A 19,865-nucleotide genomic window follows, 5' to 3' on the forward strand; every position below is an offset into this window, starting at 1 on the left:
ATTTTATTCTTTCGGGAATTATGAAGTTTAACGATTTTTTAGCCCCGATAAAGCCCTTTGAGAGGTACGAGCAAAGATAAAGGCGAGAGCGGGAAGATCTCCTAAATAAACTTTTTAATCTGCATCATAACCCCTAAATGCATGGCTTCATGATAATTAGAAAATTCCATAGCAAAATGAGCGCTTTTAACATGAAACCCCGTTGTTGTTGTAAACGGCATATACTGGTCAAAAATATCATTGGCAAAATCTTCTTTAGATTGTTCTAAAGTCGAAAAAATCAATTCCCTAATTTGATCCACTTCTTCCTGAGAGATATCCGTTTCCGGCTTTGTACCTCTTTTAAACTTTTCCACCATCTCATCGGAAACCATCATAGGCAATCCAGACAATTTATACACTAACATTTGCTGAACGACTATAATGTGGGCAATATTCCAAATCAGATTGTTGGAAAAACCATCTGGGACTTTATTTAACTCTTCTAAAGTATGATTTTCTAAAAAAGTTGAAAGGACATTTCTACTCGTGTGACTGATTTCAAAAGTGTTTGACATAAATTTATTTTTTTTATAAAAATAGTAATTTTTAAGGGTGAAATGGATTTTCTTTGCAGAAAGGAATCAATCACATCTTATGGATAAAATATATTATCTCGCCTCATGCGATACCTGCCGTAAAATCATCAAATCTTTGCCCAATGCAGACAGACTGACGTTTATTGACATTCGCCAAAACCCAATTTCAGAAACCGATTTAGAAGAAATGTACCAACTTTCGGGAAGTTACGAAGCCCTTTTCAGCAAGAAAGCACAATTGTACAAATCAATGGATCTGAAAAATAAAAATCTGACCGAACCGGATTTCAAAAAATACCTTTTAGAGCATTATACTTTTCTAAGTCGTCCCGTTTTTATTATCGATGGTAAAATTTACATCGGCAACGGCCAGAAAAATATCATTGAAGTGATCAAAGTTTTGAGCTAATGTCAAAAAGAAATCTGGCGCTGGTTGCGGCCACTATAGTTTCTCTTATTTATGGCGTGACTTTTACGGTTGCTAAAGATGTTATGCCAAGATATGTTGACGCTTTCGGATTTATTTTACTTCGTGTTGGCGGTTCCACTTTATTATTTTGGCTGATTTCCCTCGGAATAGCATGGCTAAAACCGAAACAGTACGAAAAAATTGAAACCGCTGATTTTCCTCGGATTATAGCGGCTGCTTTTTTTGGTGTTGCATTCAATATGCTGACTTTTTTTAAGGGGCTGAGCTATACTTCTCCTATTATGGGTGCCATTATCATGGTAACAACGCCTATGATTGTTTTAATTTTATCTGCGATTCTAATCAAAGAGCGAATGGAAAAACGCAAGGTTTTAGGTATCGTTTTAGGATTGGCCGGAACAGCATTTCTAATTTTATACGGAAAACCGATGGTCAATGCTCCAAAAGCCGGTTTAGGAAACTTCCTGGTTTTTGTAAATGCAGTTTCATACGGTTTTTACCTCATCATTGTCAAGAAGCTAATGGACAAGTACAATGCTTTTTCGTTTGTAAAATGGATTTATTTCTTTGGTTTCTTAATGGTCTTGCCTTTTGGCTGGAACGAGTTTCAAGCGGTAAACTGGGCAGTTGTACCCGCTGCTATTTTTTGGAAGATCGGTTTTGTAGTTGTATTTTCGACTTTTCTGACCTATTTATTGAATTTACTTTCAATGAAAGAACTGAAACCAACCACCATTGCCGTTTTTATTTATTTGCAGCCTTTATTCGCTTCGGTTTTTGCCATCGGATTAGGAAAAGACGAATTGAATCCGGTAAAAATTGGTTCAGCATTACTGATTTTCATCGGAGTCTATTTGGTGACTACCCAAAAAAGTCAAACACAAAGTCTAAATTAATTATAATTATTCTTTCCCTATTGTTGTTTTGTTCTTTCTAACGGAAAGGCATTACTATTGTTCAGAATACGGACAGATAAATCAATCTAAAACGCTGCATTCAAAATTAAGGCTAAGAAGTTCAATTACTGAACACTGAATAGTTTTTCTTACATTTGTAGCTATTACAATTTTCAATATGATACAATCCATGACAGGTTTTGGCAAAGCGTCTTTGCAATTGCCAACCAAAAAGATAACAGTCGAATTAAAATCATTAAACAGTAAAGGACTGGATTTAAACACCCGGATGCCTTCTGTCTACCGCGAAATGGAACTGGGCTTGCGTAACCAGATTGCCCAGAGTCTGGAACGCGGAAAAGTTGATTTTTCTTTATATATAGAAGTGACTGGAGAAGAGACGTCCACCAAAGTCAATGCACCTATCGTAAAAGCTTATATAAAGCAAATGCGTGACATCTTGCCGGATGCTGACAATACCGAACTGATGAAAATGGCTGTCCGCATGCCGGATGCGCTAAAAACAGAGCGCGACGAAATTGACGAAAACGAATGGAAGCAAATCCAATCTGTAATCGATGAAGCGCTGACAAACATTAACAGTTTCCGTGTCTCAGAAGGCCAGTCGCTGGAAAAAGAATTCAAATTACGCATTGACAACATCCGCTCTTATATGGATCAAGCCTTGGTACTCGATCCGGAGCGTGTTCAGAATATCAAAGACAAACTGCAAACGGCAATCGATGAATTGAAAGTGAATGTAGACACCAACCGTTTCGAACAGGAATTGATTTATTATTTAGAGAAACTGGATATTACAGAAGAAAAAGTGCGCTTGGGCAATCATTTGGATTACTTCATGGAAACCATTAAAGGCACTGAAGCAAACGGCAGGAAACTGGGATTCATTACTCAGGAAATGGGAAGGGAAATTAATACAATGGGTTCCAAATCCAATCATGCGGAAATGCAGAAGTTAGTCGTACAAATGAAAGACGAATTGGAAAAAATCAAAGAGCAGGTTCTCAATGTATTATAAATAAAATTACCGACTTAAGCGTATTGCTTAAATCAAACACACACAACAATGAAAGAAGGGAAATTACTCGTATTCTCAGCGCCTTCAGGCTCGGGAAAAACAACTATAGTTAGGCATTTATTAGCTCAGGAAGAATTAAATCTTGAGTTTTCCATTTCGGCAACAACACGCAGTCCAAGAGGAGAAGAAGTACATGGACAGGATTATTATTTCATTTCGCTTGAAGAATTTAAAAAGCACATCAAATCGGAAGATTTTGTAGAATGGGAAGAAGTTTACAGAGACAATTTCTACGGCACGCTAAAAAGCGAAGTTGAACGCATCTGGGCCAAAGGCAAGAATGTCATTTTTGATATTGATGTAGCCGGCGGATTGCGAATCAAATCAAAATTTAAACAGGAAACACTGGCTGTTTTTGTAAAACCACCAAGTATCGACGAACTGAAAATCCGTCTAAAAAAACGTTCTACTGAAAGCGACGATAAAATCAATATGCGTATTGCAAAAGCATCTGTGGAACTGGCAACAGCACCGCAATTTGATAAAATCATCAAGAATTATGATTTGGATGTAGCCAAAGTAGATGCGTACGAATTGGTAAAAGATTTTTTGAAATAAAGCATGCTCACATTCCTTCTTTTAAATAAAAAGCCAATTCAAACTATTTTTAAGTTGCTTTTATTGTTTTTCGGAGTGTTTGCTTTATTACTTATCCTTTTTGCTTATGCTTTACAAGGAGTTATTGTCATCATATATCCATTGATTTTCACTATTGTCTTGACTATCTTCTGTGTTTTAATAATTACATTCCTTGAATATCTGAGAACTATTAAGGAAACCGCTTTTTTCAAAAAAACTCCTTACAAAGTCATTGAGGAAAAACTGATTGCAATTGATTTTATACAAAACTCAAAATATAGTTTTTTCAAAAAACACAGGATTTTCAAAATTGATGATTTTAAATACGAAGCTGTTTTTTATTCCAATGTTGTCAGAAACGAATTTGGAAATGCATTGGTAATACTAAAAGAAATTCACACCGAAGAAAGATGTGTTTTTCATATTATCGATTACAAAAAGCAGGTTTTTGATGAATTTTCTCTTATTAACGAGTTAAAAAAGATTAGCTAATAATGAAAATAGGCCTTTATTTCGGAACATTTAATCCCATACACATTGGGCATCTGATTATTGCCAATCACATGGCTGAGTATTCTGATTTAGATCAGATCTGGATGATAGTAACACCGCACAATCCACATAAACTGAAAAACACATTGCTGGACGACCATCATCGATTGGAAATGGTTTATTTGGCTACGAAGGATTTTCCTAAAATCATGCCCTCAGATGTTGAATTTAAGTTACCGCAACCCAATTATACCGTCAATACCTTAGCCCATCTGCAGGAAAAGCATCCACAGCATGAGTTTTCGTTGATTATGGGTGAAGACAATCTGAATTCGCTCCACAAATGGAAAAACTACGAAGTCATTTTGCAAAATCACAGTATTTATGTGTATCCGAGACTTTCTTCGGGTGAAATTAATTCGCAGTTCATCAACCATCCGAAAATACATCGTGTTGGTGCGCCTGTAATAGAACTTTCTTCGACTTTTATCCGTGAGAGTATTAAAAACAAAAAAAATGTAACGCCAATGCTTCCGGAGAAAGTCTGGGATTACATTGACCATAATTTATTTTATAAAAAATAAAAGCGTAATCGGATTTTGATTACGCTTTTCTATTCTTGATTACGATTGCACTCTTTTTCGAATCTCTTCTAAAGAATGTTCAACAATTAATTTTCCATCACTAAAAACTTCTTTCAGTTCTCCTTGATTTTCCTCTTCCCAGGAAACCTGATCTAAAAGGGTGTATTTTCCATCTTTCAATTCAATTTTCATTAAGCCTTTTGCAGATTTCTTCGTTCCGTCATCCGTTATTGGATCTTTGAAAATCTCTCTTCCTTGCCCATTAACTTCTCCATATGTTGCTTTCATCGCAAAGCCAAAAGTATCCCGGGTGTTGTATTGGTACGTAAAAGAACCTATTCCCAGCACCACATTAGTAGATGCAAAACCTTTTTGTTTTAGTCTTTCACAGATGTTTGTAGCTCTTTCAACAGTAATACTGTCTCCGTAAATAGCTCCAATTTGAGGAATCAATTCTTTATAGCCTTTAGCATTTACTGATCCGCCAAAGACATCCCAAAGCAATTCGACAACGCCTTTCTTTTCCTGTTCTGTTTTTCCGTTTGGATTACCGCAGATAATATCAACCGGATCGCCACTGTCAGGACGGACAACCACCTTTCCTTCTCTGGAAACGATTTCAGTTTTTAATCTTGGCAGATAATCTGTGAGAACCTTCCATAAATCCCAGGTATCAGAAACAATTGATACAATTCCCTTCGGGTAAATTTCGCAAATCAATCGCTTGAATGTTTCGTATTCACCTTCTGTCGTTCCCATGCACATAACAGAATGCTCAGTAGCTGCTACAGATCCACCAATTAATTCGGAATCGGAATCGGCCTTATAAAACTCTTCGAAAAACTCTATTGCAGGGATGGTGTCGGTTCCGGTGAAGCTTAGCAAATGCCCTGCCGCTGAAGTTACAGCAGCTTCAATTCCAGCCATACCTCTCATGGAAAAATCATGTCCCTGCCAACTGACAAATTCAGGAATCGATGACGTTTCATCCGCATATCGATCTAGAACAATACGATATTGCTTAGCAATGGTCGCAGAATTACAAGGCAACCAGATTACTGCAGAAAGTAATGTTTCGAAATAATTAGTCAGCCAGAAAAATTCCGGTTTGGTATTGTACATGGTAAACATTGGCACACGTACAGGAACGCTTACTCCTTCAGGCAGTGCTTTGAACACCATTGGAATGTAACCCAAATCATGTAATGCTTCAATATGTGCTGTTCCCACCTGATTTTCTCCTAAATAATTATTGATCCGGCGAGCGTATTTTTTAACTACTGCTTCTTTTGGCTGTTTGAAAAAATGCAAATCAAAATCATGGATGATGTATTTTTTGATAAAATATTGCAGTCCGAAAAAAACAACTTCGTTTATTCCTGTAATTCTTGATTTCCTTGGTGTCCAGTTAGAATACACTAAGGTTGTATTGTCCGGATACTGTCTGCGATGGTCAACTTTGTAGCCGTCTGTTAGTAAAAGTGGGTTCATGTTTTTATTATAAATTAATTTCTTCCTTTTTCGTTTGTATAAATTGTCGGCAAACTGTCGCTTTGCCAGAATTGTTTTGTTTCGATATCCAAACACGATAACTTGCCCTTAAAACCGGCACCCGTGTCTACATTCCAGATATTAATAGCATGCATTGGGATATCCTTTCCGAAATTGACTGTTGGTGTATGTCCCAGGAAAATCTCCTTATAATGCATTAACCGTTTTGGAAAAAACGAAGAATGTTTTTCTACTCTGTCATCCATTACAAGAGCCATTTCCCAGAGTGTACGATCGAAATAATAATTAGACGGATATTCTTCATTTCCCACACCATGTATGGAAGTGTATCCGGCATGGATAAACAATCTGTTTTGACCGTCAATGTAATAATCCTTGAGTTGGTTGAAGAAAACTATGTGCTCTTTATCCGTCAACAAACCAGTTGCCAGGTAACTTTGCTTTGTTTCTTTTCCGCCATTCTCCTCCCATACGGGATTTGAAGCTCCTAATTCCAACCAACGGCCACACCATAAATCATGATTACCTCGTATAAAAATACATTCTTGCTTTTCTGCTAATTTCAGAAGATACTCGATTGTCTGGGCAGATTCACTCCAACCGTCAACATAATCTCCTAAAAAAACGAGAGTATCGTCTAGCGTAACATTAGCTCTTTCCAGAACCTGAGTCAAAGCTTTCAGACCGCCGTGAATATCTCCAATTACCAATGTTCTTTTCATCTTAAAATTCAATATATTTTGCTGGTACGTGATCTGTGAGCCAGACTTTATTTTCGGAAAGATAGAATTTGAATCCATCATCGTGCATTTCTTTTGCCTTAACGGTCAAAATAACCGGCTTACCTCTTCTACTTCCTACTTTGATGGCTGTTTCCTTGTCTTTGCTCAGATGCAAATGCTGTCTTTCCATTTTTTGAAGTCCTTCTTTTGCTATGGCATCCAGAAATCTTTCAACCGTTCCATGAAAAAGCAAATCTGTTGGAATTACCTCATCCAATTCTAATTCGACAACAATAGAATGTCCTTGGCTGGCTCTGATTTTTGTTTTATCATCATTGAAAGCAAATCGCTTTTTGTCATTGTTTTCAACTACATATTGTAACAGTTCAATGTCTATTACTTTCTGGTACTTGTTGCATTGTTCGATTAATTCATCCACTTTTGCCCAACCGTTTTCATCTAATATAAGTTGAATAGTCTGTGGCGAATGCCTGAGGACTAGGCTCAGGAACTTGCTAATCTCTTTTGTGTTTTTTTTGTCCATTACTTTATGATTACCCTCATTAAACACCTACTAAATAATTTTAAAAATCGTAAACTGTTACTTCTATATTTTTACCGGATAATGTTCTCTGAACAATTGGCTCAATATTTTCCCATTTACCGCCTGCTAATCCGCAACCAATTCTTGGCATATGAATAGAAATTGCATTTTGTTCAGCAAAAAAAGCTATTTTCTGCAATCCTTCTTCGATTGCATTATATCTAATAGGCGCTTCACCTTTCTCATCTTTATTAATTTTATGCTGGCCAATTAAATTAGCAATCCAAAGATCTTTTTCAACTTGCACAAATTGTACTTCCCCTAAGTCAAAATTAAGTTGAGTCGAATACCATTCACGATATTTTTTTTCCGGCTCTTTCCATTTTTTTGAAATTGCCATGACGAATCCTTTTCCCCAACCTCCTATATCATTGCAAATATGGACAATCATCTTATTGCCAATAGTTGTTGGATTAGTTGCATCTCCTTTTATGTATATGATTTCTTTCATTTTATTCTTAGATGTTTCACAAAACACGATTTAATCTTATCTGTTCCACGATTTCATTATTGATTTCCCGAAAAGAGTCCGTAGTAAATATTTTATCGAAACAAGCCAAATCATCGAACCCTTTATTGAAGATTCCGTGGCTAACTGCCAGATATAATTTCCCGGCATTTTTCTTTTTCAGTTCCTCTGCCAATCCAATAAAAGTTCCTCCACCATCGCAGATATCATCTACAATAAGGCAGTCAGAACCTTGTAGATCGTCATCATACACTTTAAATCCTGATAGTTTACCCGTTTTCACATCACGACTTTTGCTGCATTCGACCACATCAATACCGCCAAGAAATTCAGAAACTTTGTAGATTTTCTTTAAAGCACCACCATCCGGAGAAATCAATTTAATATTGTTCCCTATCTTTTTTAAAACTTCAGCGATAAAAGAATGATTCGGGATCACCTGACTGTTGTTTACCAACGCCGGAGTGACTTCGGAATGCGCATCAAAAACGGCAACTTTATTCAGCTGCATAGCGTTCAGAATATCAGCATATACCTTTACTGAAAGAGGTTCTCCGGGAATCATTACCCTATCCTGTCTTGCCGCAGGGAAGTACGGAATAAAAAGATTGATAATTTTGATATCCATTCTTCTCAAAGCATCAACGGTCACGCATAACAACCCCAAGTCATTGAAAGAGTTCAACCTGTGTGTTATCGTTACAATTTCATTTGCATTAAAATCAGTTGAGATTTTGATATGTGGCTCGCCTCCTGAGAAGGTGAAGCTTTGAAAACCAATTTCGTTTTCGTTTCCAAAAGGAGAGAAATTTTTATCTAAATTAAGTATCATGATTTTATTATTTGTGTATTTATTACGCAAAGTTAAATAAAAGAATCCAAAATCAAATATTATTTGTGTAAAATTTACGCAAATTTAATTTCGAAGTGAAATCCTTCTCTTTGCAGCTCATCGTATTTTTGATTATTGAATTGAAATAATTTGGCTGGACGCCCGGTTTTGGGTGCTGAAAACTTATCAGTTTCTTCAATAATTCCGAAACTTAAAATCTTCTTTCTGAAATTTCTTCTGTCAATTTCTCTTTCTAAAATAATGCAATACAAGTTTTCCAGTTCTGAAAAAAGAAATTCTTTGGGCAATAAATCAAATCCAACCGGCTGATAGGTGAGTTTGGCTTTCAATCTTTCAACAGCTTTATTTACTATCAGATTATGATCGAAAGCTAATTTTGGTATCCCATTAATTTCAAACCATTGTACGTTTTCTGCGTCAGTATCGGCTTTAATGAAAAATTTAGACGAATCTACTAAGGCAAAATAAGCTACTGAAATCACCCTATTTCTGGAATCCCTATGCAAATCATCTCCGAAAGTATACAACTGCTCCAAATAATTAACGCTTACATTGGTTTCTTCTTCCAACTCTCTCTGAACCGCTTCCTGTAAAGTTTCATCCTCTTTGACCAATCCTCCTGGCAAAGCCCAGCTGGACTCATCTTTGCCAAATTTCTGTTGAATTAAAAGCACATAAAGTTTGTTGTTTTGATAACCAAAAACAATCGCGTCAACAGCAATTTTAATATTTTGAAGTGGGATCATATTATAAAGCGTATTTATTACGCTAATGTATATATTTATATTCCAAATTCAATTAACATAGTTTTAAAACTCTTCCGAATAAACTTCGTTAACTTTAAGCTTTTAAATTTTTAAGCTATGTTAAACTTCGAATTATACAATGCCACCAATTATGTTTTTGGAAAAGGGCAAACAGCAAAAGTATCCGAATTGATCCCGAAGAACAGTAAGGTTTTACTGGCTTATGGCGGCGGAAGCATTTTTAAAAACGGTGTTTACGATCAGGTTAAAACGGCCCTTTCTGGTTTTGAGGTAGTGGAATTTGGCGGTATTGAATCCAATCCTCGTTACGAGACCTTGATGAAAGCTGTGGCAATCATCCGCGAACAGAACATCAATTTCATTTTAGCTGTTGGAGGCGGAAGCGTCATTGACGGCGTAAAATTTCTATCGGCTGCAGTAAAATTTGAAGGAAATCCAATGGATATTCTTCACAAGCGCCTCCTGATAAAAGATGTATCTCAGGTGATTCCTTTCGGAACGGTTTTAACCTTACCGGCAACCGGAAGCGAAATGAATTCCGGAGCAGTAATCACGATCAATGAGACACATGAAAAACTGGCTTTTGGCGGAAGCGCCTTATTTCCGCAATTTTCAATTTGTGACCCGATGGTAATCACTTCTTTACCCAAGAGGCAAATCCAGAACGGCATTGTAGACGCTTACACTCATGTTTTAGAACAATACCTGACTTATCCTCACGATGCGATTTTACAAGATCGGATTGCAGAAGGGATTTTGCAGACATTGGTAGAAATTGGCCCGGGTGTTGCTGACAACCCAGCTGATTACAAACTAGCTTCCAATTATATGTGGTCCTGTACAATGGCCTTAAACGGACTCATTCAAAAAGGCGTACCAACAGATTGGGCAACCCACATGATTGGCCATGAGTTAACCGCTTTATACGAAATTGACCACGCCAGAACTTTAGCAATTATAGGACCGAACTTATATAAAGTGCTATTCGAAACCAAAAAGGAAAAACTGGCACAATACGGCGAACGCATTTTTCAGGTCACTGGCAATTCAATCGAAGAAAAAGCTGAAAAAGCCATTGAGCAAACCGTCGCTTTTTTCCATAAAATGGGAATGCAGACCACGCTTTCAGAATACACTCCTGATTTTGCAAAAACTGCCGATTTCATTGTTAACCGCTTCGAAGAAAGAGGCTGGAAAGCTTTGGGAGAAAAGCAAAACATCACAACTGAGAAAGTTCGGGAGATTGTAGAGATGAGTTATTAAAAACCTAAAGGCGTTCAGAAATAATCCTGAACGCCTTTATTCTAAACACCAAAAAACAAAACGTAATTTAACTTAACTATTTTTATATAACTAACTCACTCTTTTAGTTGTAGTCTTACTACGTTGAACAGATTGTCTTAGGTATTGTATAAATCCTCTTCCTACAAGCTCATAAGTAGTTCCAGAAGCATTATGATACAATCTAATCCTGCTGTCATTAATAACGGTAAGAGTAAAAGATTCATTGCCCCAGAAATCATAATTTAATGTTAAATTTTTCTGATACGGATTTCCGGTGTTGAAAATCCCGTACTGTCCTGTAAAATCCCAATAGATATTATTCACATTAGTCCCTGATGCATCTTGGGATGAACGGAAAGTATCATCACTTCCTCCGGACATAAACTGAATAAAATGTTCATTGTCAAAATCATTCAAAGCGCCCGCATGACTAGTATACACTTTCTCCCAAGCCTTGTACTCCTGAAGGAAATAATGAATGTTATCATAAAAGACACGATCATAATCAAAAGTATTTCTTTGATATCCTACAAGATAATACGTTGTATTTTGGCTTCTGCTGTACAATTTAATCTGATTTACAGCTGTTTGATATACTTCTAAATCATAAGTTCCATATACTTCATGATAAAAACGGATTGAATTTGGATAAAAATCATAATATCCTACTTTAATTCCAAACCCGCCTCCGGTTGAGCCAATCCCAACTAAATTATTATTAGCGTACAAATTGCCGTTTAGAAGCGAAATTGTAAATGCTCTTGACAAAAACGGAACATCCCCGTTTCCTGTTGTTCTGTCATAATCAACATACCACAAATCATAGCCTTCCATTAACTGCGGCAAAGATATATTTGACCCGTCATCATACGGATCTTCAACATAAACATCGGTCACACAAGATGAAAACAAAAAGGGCAAAATCATCGCTGTTAAAAGTATTTTTATCGTTTTCATAATTTCATTTTTTAAGGTTTAAATAAGTCTATTCAATTTGTGTGCCAAAAATTCCGTTTATTGGATTTTTAGACGGTTAGATTTTTCGCCTTTTAACTATTTTGATTACTTTTGAATAATAATTCATCCAGATTCTCTTGAGTTATCTTTAGGAGCTATTTCCCGTTTTCGCCTTTATCTCGCTCCGTTTTACTACGCGAGGATATCGGCTCTACCAGGGCTAAAAAATATTAAAATGATTACAAAACCAAAATTTGCAGTAATAGGCGGCGGAAGCTGGGCGACAGCAATTACAAAAATGTTATGTGTAAACCTCGACGAAGTAGCTTGGTACATGCGAAACCAAGACGCTGTAAATCATATTAAAGCCCACAGGCACAACCCAAATTATTTAAGTTCGGTTGAATTTGATTTGAATAAACTTCGGCTGACAACAAATATTAACGAAGCAATAGCTTATGCAGATTATATCATTTTTGCAATTCCTTCTGCTTTTTTAAGCACAGAATTGGAAAAAATGACCGAATCACTTGAAGATAAAGTGATTTTTTCAGCTATTAAAGGTATTGTACCGGAAAGCAGCCTGATTGTTGGCGAGCATTTCCATAAAGTGTATAATATCCCTTACGATAACATTGGTGTTATTACTGGTCCTTGCCATGCCGAAGAAGTTGCTTTAGAGCGTTTGTCTTATCTGACTATCGCCTGCGGTGATGCTTCAAAAGCAAGAATTGTGGCTAAATGCCTTTCAGGCAATTACATCAAAGCAAAAATTTCCGATGATATTATCGGTACCGAATACGCGGCAATGCTTAAAAATATTTACGCTATAGCTGCCGGAATTGCCCACGGATTAGGTTATGGCGATAACTTTCAGTCGGTTTTAATGAGTAATGGTATCCGGGAAATGAAGAAATTCATCCGTAAAGTTCATAAAATGAAACGAAACATCAATAATTCAGCCTATTTAGGTGATTTACTGGTGACAGGTTATTCTGTTTTTTCGCGAAACAGAATGTTTGGAAACATGATTGGTAAAGGATACACGGTAAAATCAGCACAAATGGAAATGAGCATGGTTGCAGAAGGGTATTATGCTACAAAAAGTGCTTACAAACTTAATCAGGAATACAAAGCCAAAACACCTATTATTGATGCGGTTTACGCCATTCTATATGACGGAAAAGAAGCCAAAGCCGTGTTTAAAAAATTAACTGATAAGTTGGATTAACCCTCATTATGAAAAAAACACTTTTTCTCTTTTTTTTGACCACTGCCTGTTTTTCACAGGAAACATATACAAGAAAACATTTTATTTATACGAATCTGAAAGCTTCAACTGAAGAATGTTCCGATGAAATAAAAAAAAATCTGAACGAAGCATATAAAGAGATCAATGAAAATAGAAGCGCCAAAGCAGTTGAAATTGCTGAAAATCTTTTCAAAAACAACAATTGCCCAGAAACTTATGACACCTATGCATTAAGCTTGTTCAGAAGTGGCGAAGTGATAAAAGGCGTGGAGCTACTGGAAACAGCTATCGAAAAATTCGGAAGCAACCCCCTTCTGATTAAAAGAAGAAGTCTTCTTTTGTTGGAATTAATTGAGAATGGTATCGGACAGAAAAACATTGATGGTAATACCGTTTATACATCCAAAGATAAAAGTCTTAATTATAACGAAGAAAAATTTAAAGCAGAAAATCTGGAGACTGCTTTAGAAGATTTAAATTATTTAGCAGATAATTTTAAGGATCGATTTGATGAAATTTACACCATTGGAAAGGTTTATCAGTTACAGAAAGAATTTGAAAAATCGAATGTTCAGTTTCAGAAAATTGTTGAAATTCCAGAGATGAAGGACCAAGCTCTTTTCAATATGGCTGAAAATTATCTAGAATTGAAAAATTACAATTCGGCTGAAGAAAACTTGCTTAAATTATTGAAATCTTATCCTAAAGAACCCCAATTACTTGCTAAACTTTCCGAATTGTACAAATTAAACGGTGATACCGCAAAAAGTGAACTGTTAAATAAACAACGATACTTCCACCAACTGGTTCCTGGGTTTTGTGAAATGGAATTCTCTGAAAAAAATCTTGAAATCATTGACTTTTTCAAGAGTAGTCATAATAACTACAAGACAAAACTAGAAAAACTTAAAGAAATTGAAAAAAATGAAAGTCAGAAGTTCACTATTGAAACCTGTATAACCATTTTAAATATTCATACGAATCATGGAAATGGACTTGAAGAGGGTGCTGTCAAGTTATTGATTAAAATTGGGAAACCTGCTTTAGATGAAGTTCATAAGTTATTTGGTACAAACGTATCAACTTGCACGATAACTAATTTGGCAGAAATAATGGCAACTCTTAAAGATGAAAGTTCATGGCAAATAATGGCGGATTACGTTCCGAATATAGCCAAAATGCCAGCTACCTTAATCCCTCCTGATGTACCTAAATATCTTGTTAAATTTAATGAGGAAAGAGGCTTAAAAGAGCTTTTAAAAATAATACAACCGTTACTTTCTGAAGAAACTCCAGATGATGCCATGGGTCAGTTAAGTTTTATGACCCGATATATTTATTATGAACCTCTAAAAAAAATAAGTTTCAAAAAAATTGAATCAATCTGTAAAGAAATAGGATATAACGAAAAAGAAATAAAACAAATAAAAAAGAGCCTTATTTAAGGCTCTTTTTTATTTTACAATCACCCCACCTACAAATAAAATAGGCACTTCTTCCACATCCTGTTCGTTGATGGAACCTTTTACGAAAATAAATTTCTTATCATACAAAGTATTTCCAATGAAATAAGTGACCATAAACTCATTGTTGAGTTCCAATACACTTGTTTCGATCATTTCAACCTTAACAACGCTAACAGACGGTATTTGAGCAAAAGCATGACGCAATAGCGACGTTTTTTTCATTTCGCCATCGATTGTGCCAAAAGCCTTAGAAACGACCATTACACTGTCTAAATCGAAGTCACTGTCATTGATTAGGTATACATTCCAGACTTTATCCATGAAGTCGTCATTCCATTCCTTAACGGCTGCTAGAAATACGTTTTCAACTTCAGGTATGGTGATGTCTTTTTTCATTTGGACTATAACTGTTCTTAAAGGATTGGATCTTTTATTTTAGGTGATTGAAATTTTACAGGCGTTTTTAGCCCTGATGGAAACGGCATCCTTTTCTTTTTTTCTTTAAAAAAGAAAAGATACAGTGAACAGCAGGAACAGCTCCTAAAAAATTATATACTTGATTTGAATTGCTCTAAGAAACGCACATCATTTTCGTAAAACATACGAATGTCACCAATTTGATATAATAACATCGCCATACGTTCGATTCCCATTCCAAAAGCGAAACCATTGTATTCTTCCGGACTGATATCGCAATTTTTCAAAACATTAGGATCAACCATTCCGCAACCCATAATTTCCAGCCATCCTGTTCCTTTGGTAATTCTATAATCGGTTTCTGTTTTTAAACCCCAATAGATATCAACCTCAGCACTTGGTTCTGTAAACGGAAAATAGGACGGTCTTAAACGGATTTTTGATTTTCCGAACATTTCTTTAGTAAAATACAACAGTGTTTGTTTCAAATCAGCAAAAGAAACATCTTTATCGATGTATAATCCTTCTACTTGATGGAAAATACAGTGCGAACGGGATGAAACCGCTTCATTACGAAAAACTCTTCCCGGAGAAATAGTACGAATAGGTGGTTTGTTGTTTTCCATGTAACGCACCTGAACTGACGAAGTATGCGTACGCAACAAAACATCCGGATTCGTCTGGATAAAAAACGTATCCTGCATGTCTCTCGCCGGATGGTATTCCGGTAAGTTCAATGCAGTAAAGTTGTGCCAGTCATCTTCAATTTCCGGACCTTCGGAAACATTAAATCCGATGTTGGAAAAAATATCGATTACCTGATTTTTAACTAGAGAAATAGGGTGACGCGAACCAATTTTGAACGGTTCTGCCGGACGGGACAAATCGCCGTAAATACCTTTTACTTCCTCTTTGTTTTCCAACTCATCCTGAATGCTTTTTACCTTTTCTTCGGCAATGGTTTTCAGTAAATTGATTACCTGGCCGAATTCTTTTTTCTGGTCGTTTGGCACGTTTTTGAATTCCGCAAAAATATCCCTTACCAAACCTTTGCTTCCTAGGAATTTGATTCGGAATTCTTCGAGTTTTTCTTTATTTTGAGTTGTAAAAGCCTTGGCTTCTTCAATATATTCTTTAATCTTGTCAGTCATCGTTCGTTCTATAAAGGTGCAAATTTAAGGAAAAGTTGGAAGTTAGAAGTTAGAAGTTGGAAGATTTTACTCAATAAGCTTTTTTTCCAGAAAATAATTCACAATTGCTTCTTTCATCAACACGGATTGTTCTCCGGCTCTAAGTGGCGGCAACTCTTCTTTAACTTTGTAATGTGGCCAGCCGTCGTTATCGAAAAACTCGAATTCGTAGTAACCATAAGGCTCGAGCAATCGACAAATGGCAATATGCATTAAGTTTAACTTTTCGTCTTTTTTATATGTTTGATGAAATTTTCCTAATTCCTGTACTCCGATTAAATAAATAATGGCATCTAAATCCAAGTCCTCACCTTGTGAAAATTGATTAGAAAGCATATCGACAAGCTGTTCCCAGCGTTCTTTAAGTTGTATATCTCTTGACATCTTTTTAAGATTAAGGAGAATAGAAGAAAGAAAAAAGATTTTTAACGCCTTTAATAGTCAACTATTCGCTAATTTATGCAAAGATAGGATTGTAAACGAAAATTCAGGAATTCTTTTCTCTAGTTCTTTCTTCTATTTTCTTTTCTCTATTATCTTTGCCGCTTACTCTATTTTCTTATTATGGGATTTATCGATATCGTTTTAGCCGCATTATTAGCATTCGGATTTTACAAAGGGCTTAAAAATGGTTTGTTTGTTGAATTGGCTTCTTTAATTTCGTTTATCGTCGGGATTTATTTCGCAATTAAATTCTCCTATATTGCAAGTGATTTTTTAGCAAAAAATGTACATTGGTCCTCTAAAACCATTCAGGTTACCGCTTTTATTATTACGCTACTATTGGTTGTCCTTGCCATCTATATGCTGGCCAAAGTTTTTACGGGAATTGCCAGTTTTGCTTTTTTAGGCTGGGCGAATTCGTTAGCAGGCGGTCTTTTTGCAGTCATCAAAACCGCTTTATTCATCGGAATTATATTGAGCCTTTTCCAAAAAGTGAATGTGAATAATATGATTGTATCGAAAGAAACGCAGGAACAGTCAATGCTTTTTAATCCATGTGTGAAGACGGCTGAATTTTTATTACCTGTTTTAACGGATTGGTTTGAGGATTTGAAAAGCAAAACCTTGAAAGATGATAACGCTACGCAAAATCAATCTTCGGAAGGTAACTAAGTAATTTGTCATCTGAAAACATTCAGAATTACAGGTACTTATTTCAATTCTTTAATCGCGCTTTTTTCGATCCAGCCTTCTTTTTGGTCCAATAATTGGATTTTTTTGAAATTATTTAAACTTTCAAGTACGTATACTTTGGTTCCGGCATGCAAAACGAATGCTTCCTGAGCGGCGGAATTGGGTTCGCTTTTTACCGAAGTAACTTCGGCAAAAACAATCGCCGGTCTGTCGTTCACATGGTGATTTTTTTGAAGAAATCCTGCAAAAACACTGATTACAGCAAACAATAAAGCAAAAACCATACTGGCAAAAAAGATTCTTTTTATAACCGTTCTGTCTGAAAAATAATACCCCATAAAACACGTTAAAAACAACACAGACAACACAACAGCAATCCAAGCCCAAGTGTCGTAATGAAACCCGGAAGTAAAATCCTGAATGATTTTTGCAAAACCTACTGTTGGCACTTCTGTAATGTCATCAATGGTCATTTTTTGGGCAAAAGCCAAATTATTTTGAATTTCCGAATCCGTTGGGTTCAATAAGGATGCTTTTTCAAAATTAAAAACCGCAGGAGCCACTTTATTTAGTTTATAGTAGCAATTCCCTAAATTAAAATACAATTCTGCCGACTGTTGTCCGGATTTTACAATACTTTCATAGGAACTGATGGCCTCTTCGTATTGCCCTTTTTGATATAAAGTGTTTCCTTTTTCAAAAGCAGATTGAGCCCAAAAAATCTGGGTGAACAATAAAAATATATAAAGAATGTTTTTCATTTTATCTAAAATTATCAATCGCTAGATCTGTTTCTCTAATTCGGAAATAATAGTGACTGCCAAATTGTAATCATTTTGAATACTCGTACTTGTTGATGGTGCATAACGTGCAAACTCACAACTTTCGGTTAAAGCAATAAATTTATTTATCGTTTCCTGATTTGCGTTTTTAATCTCTAAAAGCTCTCTGATTTTATCTTTGCTCATTTCCGATGTTTCAATATGCAGTTTGGCCTTCAGGAAATTATGCAGCGCTCTTTCCAAAGCAATATAAAACGGTTCTTTATTATTGATTTGTTTTTGCGCTTCTGATAAATATTTCTTGGCTAATTTATTTGACATTCTGATTCTATTCCCAATTACGTCGCCATCAATAGCTTCTTTTTTCTTGCGGATTGCCATGATAACGGGAATCAGGAAAAACGGCAGGAAAAGCAAGCTGTAAAACAATCCGGAACCTAAGAAATCAGATTGGGTCGTACTTGCCAAAGAGGTTTTAAGCTTTATAAATCCGAAAGCAGCATTGGAAGCCACTTTGGTTTTATTCGAATTATTACCTGCAACAGCATTGTTATTTGTACTGGTTGGACCGTTAAGAACTTCAATATTAATCTCTTTGGAAGAAATCGTTTTATAGGTTTTGGTTCCTAAATCGAAATACGAAAAGGTTAGCGGCTGTATCGGATAATTCCCTTTAAACTGCGGAATAATTGTATAGGTGTCAGAAATATTGCCTGTCATTCCTGATAATGGTGTTGTTACATTTTCCTGATGAACCGGATCGTACATTTCCAATGAACTTGGCAGTACAGGTTTAGGCAACGTGAATAATTTCAGGTTTCCTTTGCCCGAAACGACAACCTTCAGATCCAGTGATTCACCATTTTTTAGTTTGGTTTTCGATGGAATGACATTAAAATCAAAATGCCCTACAGCTCCGGTAAAATCTTCCGGTTTCCCAGATTCCGGCAACGGTTTTACGTTTATAATTTTGGCTCCGGCCGAAACCTTTTTACTGCCAACGGTCATTAATGGTCTTCCGAAGAAATCAACTTTTCCAGATGGAACTTCGACTTCAACATCAAGAGAAAGTGGTTCAATTTCCAGTTTTCCTGATTTTTGCGGATACAAAACTGTTTTTCTTAGAATTGCAAAACGATAATCTTCTCCTTGGTATTTCCCTTGTTGTATTTGCAATTGCTTAACATCGATATTCTGACTCCAGAAATTAGAATACTTAGGACTGCTGAGTTCTCTCCAGCCACCAACCGCAGAACGATTACTTACATAAATTTTATAAACAACGGTAATTGGTTCGTTTAAATACGGATTTACATTCGAGATTTCGGCTACTAAATGCACGCCGTCTTTTCCCGCATACGTAGACTGTTGTTGCTGTTGTTGGTTGTTATAAGGGTTGGCATAAGGATCTCTTTCCTCAGCAACCGCATTTCCAACTGTGATTTTAATAGGAGATGTTTTATATACCTGTCCGTTAATTTCTATAGACGACTGCTTGATAACAATATTCCCTTTTTTTAACGGCATTAAAACATAAGTATAGGTCTTATTGAAAGATTTTCTTCCATTAACCCATAAGTAATTCACCGATTGACCAGGTCCGCCGACAACTTTAAAACCTTCAAAGGCTGGAGGATTAAAATTATCCCCGTCTTCATTCATTATAAAATCAATACGCAGGCGCTCGTTGATTCCTAAAGAGGTTTTACTCACTTTGGCTTCAAACTCTACTTGCGCAAATAGTGACAGATTTGCTATTAATGCTACTATAAAAAGTATTTTCTTCATTTTTAAT

Annotated in this window: 23 protein-coding genes; 10 read left to right on the forward strand and 13 right to left on the reverse strand. The window is 36.0% G+C overall.

Annotated features, from left to right (window positions below; genetic code table 11):
- Window positions 1-101: 101 nt before the first annotated feature.
- On the reverse strand, window positions 102-557 hold the full coding sequence (locus ACRDEC_RS06825) for a DinB family protein (protein WP_431497588.1): 456 nt from the start codon (window positions 555-557) through the stop codon (window positions 102-104).
- 79 nt (window positions 558-636) lie between these two features.
- On the opposite strand from ACRDEC_RS06825, the gene ACRDEC_RS06830 reads away from it, so the two are divergent.
- From ACRDEC_RS06830 to nadD, 6 genes are all read left to right on the forward strand, one after another.
- Window positions 637-987 (forward strand): arsenate reductase family protein, encoded by a 351-nt coding sequence (locus tag ACRDEC_RS06830; protein ID WP_431497589.1) that lies wholly within the window; start codon window positions 637-639, stop codon window positions 985-987.
- Complete coding sequence (locus tag ACRDEC_RS06835) at window positions 987-1,904, forward strand: DMT family transporter (RefSeq protein ID WP_431497590.1); 918 nt, start codon at window positions 987-989, stop codon at window positions 1,902-1,904. The genes ACRDEC_RS06830 and ACRDEC_RS06835 overlap by 1 nt, the downstream gene beginning before the upstream one ends.
- Before the next feature lie 178 nt (window positions 1,905-2,082).
- Window positions 2,083-2,943: a YicC/YloC family endoribonuclease gene (locus tag ACRDEC_RS06840; protein WP_431497591.1), complete on the forward strand. Its 861-nt coding sequence runs from the start codon at window positions 2,083-2,085 to the stop codon at window positions 2,941-2,943.
- 48 nt (window positions 2,944-2,991) lie between these two features.
- Window positions 2,992-3,561, forward strand: coding sequence for a guanylate kinase (gene gmk, locus ACRDEC_RS06845; RefSeq protein WP_431497592.1), 570 nt, complete (start codon window positions 2,992-2,994; stop codon window positions 3,559-3,561).
- Window positions 3,562-3,564: 3 nt separating this feature from the next.
- On the forward strand, window positions 3,565-4,074 hold the full coding sequence (locus tag ACRDEC_RS06850) for a hypothetical protein (protein WP_431497593.1): 510 nt from the start codon (window positions 3,565-3,567) through the stop codon (window positions 4,072-4,074).
- Between the two features lie 2 nt (window positions 4,075-4,076).
- Entirely contained in the window at window positions 4,077-4,658 is a 582-nt protein-coding gene (gene nadD / locus ACRDEC_RS06855) for a nicotinate (nicotinamide) nucleotide adenylyltransferase (protein ID WP_431497594.1), read from the forward strand.
- A gap of 39 nt (window positions 4,659-4,697) precedes the next feature.
- Here nadD and ACRDEC_RS06860 read toward each other — a convergent pair whose 3' ends face one another.
- The 6 genes from ACRDEC_RS06860 to ACRDEC_RS06885 form a co-directional block, all read right to left on the reverse strand.
- Window positions 4,698-6,149, reverse strand: a complete 1,452-nt coding sequence (locus tag ACRDEC_RS06860) for a nicotinate phosphoribosyltransferase (RefSeq protein WP_431497595.1) — start codon at window positions 6,147-6,149, stop codon at window positions 4,698-4,700.
- Between the two features lie 14 nt (window positions 6,150-6,163).
- Window positions 6,164-6,892 carry a metallophosphoesterase family protein gene (locus ACRDEC_RS06865; RefSeq protein ID WP_431497596.1) on the reverse strand — a complete coding sequence of 243 codons (729 nt, stop codon included), beginning with the start codon at window positions 6,890-6,892 and terminating at the stop codon, window positions 6,164-6,166.
- Window position 6,893: 1 nt separating this feature from the next.
- Window positions 6,894-7,436: an RNA 2'-phosphotransferase gene (locus tag ACRDEC_RS06870; protein WP_431497597.1), complete on the reverse strand. Its 543-nt coding sequence runs from the start codon at window positions 7,434-7,436 to the stop codon at window positions 6,894-6,896.
- 40 nt (window positions 7,437-7,476) lie between these two features.
- Window positions 7,477-7,947, reverse strand: a complete 471-nt coding sequence (locus tag ACRDEC_RS06875) for a macro domain-containing protein (protein ID WP_431497598.1) — start codon at window positions 7,945-7,947, stop codon at window positions 7,477-7,479.
- Between the two features lie 16 nt (window positions 7,948-7,963).
- Window positions 7,964-8,797 (reverse strand): ribose-phosphate diphosphokinase, encoded by an 834-nt coding sequence (prs, locus tag ACRDEC_RS06880; protein WP_431497599.1) that lies wholly within the window; start codon window positions 8,795-8,797, stop codon window positions 7,964-7,966.
- Window positions 8,798-8,871: 74 nt separating this feature from the next.
- Window positions 8,872-9,564, reverse strand: coding sequence for an NUDIX hydrolase (locus tag ACRDEC_RS06885; protein WP_431497600.1), 693 nt, complete (start codon window positions 9,562-9,564; stop codon window positions 8,872-8,874).
- 117 nt (window positions 9,565-9,681) lie between these two features.
- Between ACRDEC_RS06885 and ACRDEC_RS06890 the strand changes: the two genes are divergently transcribed.
- Entirely contained in the window at window positions 9,682-10,848 is a 1,167-nt protein-coding gene (locus ACRDEC_RS06890; RefSeq protein WP_431497601.1) for an iron-containing alcohol dehydrogenase, read from the forward strand.
- Between the two features lie 90 nt (window positions 10,849-10,938).
- Here ACRDEC_RS06890 and ACRDEC_RS06895 read toward each other — a convergent pair whose 3' ends face one another.
- Window positions 10,939-11,826 carry a nicotinic acid mononucleotide adenyltransferase gene (locus ACRDEC_RS06895; protein ID WP_431497602.1) on the reverse strand — a complete coding sequence of 296 codons (888 nt, stop codon included), beginning with the start codon at window positions 11,824-11,826 and terminating at the stop codon, window positions 10,939-10,941.
- 235 nt (window positions 11,827-12,061) lie between these two features.
- On the opposite strand from ACRDEC_RS06895, the gene ACRDEC_RS06900 reads away from it, so the two are divergent.
- Both ACRDEC_RS06900 and ACRDEC_RS06905 read left to right on the forward strand, forming a co-directional pair.
- Entirely contained in the window at window positions 12,062-13,057 is a 996-nt protein-coding gene (locus tag ACRDEC_RS06900; RefSeq protein WP_431497603.1) for an NAD(P)H-dependent glycerol-3-phosphate dehydrogenase, read from the forward strand.
- An 8-nt stretch (window positions 13,058-13,065) separates the two neighbouring features.
- On the forward strand, window positions 13,066-14,523 hold the full coding sequence (locus ACRDEC_RS06905; protein ID WP_431497604.1) for a tetratricopeptide repeat protein: 1,458 nt from the start codon (window positions 13,066-13,068) through the stop codon (window positions 14,521-14,523).
- A gap of 9 nt (window positions 14,524-14,532) precedes the next feature.
- Here the strand turns inward: ACRDEC_RS06905 and ACRDEC_RS06910 are convergent, their stop codons facing one another.
- From ACRDEC_RS06910 to ACRDEC_RS06920, 3 genes are all read right to left on the reverse strand, one after another.
- Window positions 14,533-14,940, reverse strand: a complete 408-nt coding sequence (locus ACRDEC_RS06910; RefSeq protein ID WP_431497605.1) for a hypothetical protein — start codon at window positions 14,938-14,940, stop codon at window positions 14,533-14,535.
- A 152-nt stretch (window positions 14,941-15,092) separates the two neighbouring features.
- Window positions 15,093-16,112, reverse strand: a complete 1,020-nt coding sequence (gene pheS, locus ACRDEC_RS06915; protein ID WP_431497606.1) for a phenylalanine--tRNA ligase subunit alpha — start codon at window positions 16,110-16,112, stop codon at window positions 15,093-15,095.
- A gap of 66 nt (window positions 16,113-16,178) precedes the next feature.
- On the reverse strand, window positions 16,179-16,535 hold the full coding sequence (locus ACRDEC_RS06920) for a hypothetical protein (protein WP_431497607.1): 357 nt from the start codon (window positions 16,533-16,535) through the stop codon (window positions 16,179-16,181).
- Between the two features lie 180 nt (window positions 16,536-16,715).
- Between ACRDEC_RS06920 and ACRDEC_RS06925 the strand changes: the two genes are divergently transcribed.
- On the forward strand, window positions 16,716-17,267 hold the full coding sequence (locus tag ACRDEC_RS06925) for a CvpA family protein (RefSeq protein ID WP_431497608.1): 552 nt from the start codon (window positions 16,716-16,718) through the stop codon (window positions 17,265-17,267).
- A gap of 38 nt (window positions 17,268-17,305) precedes the next feature.
- On the opposite strand, the gene ACRDEC_RS06930 is transcribed toward ACRDEC_RS06925, so the two are convergent.
- Window positions 17,306-18,049, reverse strand: a complete 744-nt coding sequence (locus ACRDEC_RS06930) for a tetratricopeptide repeat protein (RefSeq protein WP_431497609.1) — start codon at window positions 18,047-18,049, stop codon at window positions 17,306-17,308.
- A 21-nt stretch (window positions 18,050-18,070) separates the two neighbouring features.
- Window positions 18,071-19,858, reverse strand: coding sequence for a BatD family protein (locus ACRDEC_RS06935; RefSeq protein WP_431497610.1), 1,788 nt, complete (start codon window positions 19,856-19,858; stop codon window positions 18,071-18,073).
- Window positions 19,859-19,865: the final 7 nt, after the last annotated feature.

This window comes from Flavobacterium sp. (genome assembly GCF_050696275.1).
Lineage (GTDB): Bacteria > Bacteroidota > Bacteroidia > Flavobacteriales > Flavobacteriaceae > Flavobacterium.

Excerpts from the sequence above, each read along its gene's own strand:
- ACRDEC_RS06870 (WP_431497597.1), bottom strand. The coding sequence starts at position 7,436 with ATGGACAAAAAAAACACAAAAGAGATTAGCAAGTTCCTGAGCCTAGTC.
- ACRDEC_RS06885 (WP_431497600.1), bottom strand. The coding sequence starts at position 9,564 with ATGATCCCACTTCAAAATATTAAAATTGCTGTTGACGCGATTGTTTTT.
- prs (WP_431497599.1), bottom strand. The coding sequence starts at position 8,797 with ATGATACTTAATTTAGATAAAAATTTCTCTCCTTTTGGAAACGAAAAC.
- ACRDEC_RS06890 (WP_431497601.1), top strand. The coding sequence starts at position 9,682 with ATGTTAAACTTCGAATTATACAATGCCACCAATTATGTTTTTGGAAAA.
- ACRDEC_RS06865 (WP_431497596.1), bottom strand. The coding sequence starts at position 6,892 with ATGAAAAGAACATTGGTAATTGGAGATATTCACGGCGGTCTGAAAGCT.
- ACRDEC_RS06875 (WP_431497598.1), bottom strand. The coding sequence starts at position 7,947 with ATGAAAGAAATCATATACATAAAAGGAGATGCAACTAATCCAACAACT.
- pheS (WP_431497606.1), bottom strand. The coding sequence starts at position 16,112 with ATGACTGACAAGATTAAAGAATATATTGAAGAAGCCAAGGCTTTTACA.
- ACRDEC_RS06925 (WP_431497608.1), top strand. The coding sequence starts at position 16,716 with ATGGGATTTATCGATATCGTTTTAGCCGCATTATTAGCATTCGGATTT.
- ACRDEC_RS06825 (WP_431497588.1), bottom strand. The coding sequence starts at position 557 with ATGTCAAACACTTTTGAAATCAGTCACACGAGTAGAAATGTCCTTTCA.
- ACRDEC_RS06850 (WP_431497593.1), top strand. The coding sequence starts at position 3,565 with ATGCTCACATTCCTTCTTTTAAATAAAAAGCCAATTCAAACTATTTTT.
- ACRDEC_RS06905 (WP_431497604.1), top strand. The coding sequence starts at position 13,066 with ATGAAAAAAACACTTTTTCTCTTTTTTTTGACCACTGCCTGTTTTTCA.
- ACRDEC_RS06910 (WP_431497605.1), bottom strand. The coding sequence starts at position 14,940 with ATGAAAAAAGACATCACCATACCTGAAGTTGAAAACGTATTTCTAGCA.
- nadD (WP_431497594.1), top strand. The coding sequence starts at position 4,077 with ATGAAAATAGGCCTTTATTTCGGAACATTTAATCCCATACACATTGGG.
- ACRDEC_RS06835 (WP_431497590.1), top strand. The coding sequence starts at position 987 with ATGTCAAAAAGAAATCTGGCGCTGGTTGCGGCCACTATAGTTTCTCTT.
- ACRDEC_RS06935 (WP_431497610.1), bottom strand. The coding sequence starts at position 19,858 with ATGAAGAAAATACTTTTTATAGTAGCATTAATAGCAAATCTGTCACTA.
- ACRDEC_RS06920 (WP_431497607.1), bottom strand. The coding sequence starts at position 16,535 with ATGTCAAGAGATATACAACTTAAAGAACGCTGGGAACAGCTTGTCGAT.
- ACRDEC_RS06860 (WP_431497595.1), bottom strand. The coding sequence starts at position 6,149 with ATGAACCCACTTTTACTAACAGACGGCTACAAAGTTGACCATCGCAGA.
- ACRDEC_RS06900 (WP_431497603.1), top strand. The coding sequence starts at position 12,062 with ATGATTACAAAACCAAAATTTGCAGTAATAGGCGGCGGAAGCTGGGCG.
- ACRDEC_RS06840 (WP_431497591.1), top strand. The coding sequence starts at position 2,083 with ATGATACAATCCATGACAGGTTTTGGCAAAGCGTCTTTGCAATTGCCA.
- ACRDEC_RS06895 (WP_431497602.1), bottom strand. The coding sequence starts at position 11,826 with ATGAAAACGATAAAAATACTTTTAACAGCGATGATTTTGCCCTTTTTG.
- ACRDEC_RS06830 (WP_431497589.1), top strand. The coding sequence starts at position 637 with ATGGATAAAATATATTATCTCGCCTCATGCGATACCTGCCGTAAAATC.
- gmk (WP_431497592.1), top strand. The coding sequence starts at position 2,992 with ATGAAAGAAGGGAAATTACTCGTATTCTCAGCGCCTTCAGGCTCGGGA.
- ACRDEC_RS06930 (WP_431497609.1), bottom strand. The coding sequence starts at position 18,049 with ATGAAAAACATTCTTTATATATTTTTATTGTTCACCCAGATTTTTTGG.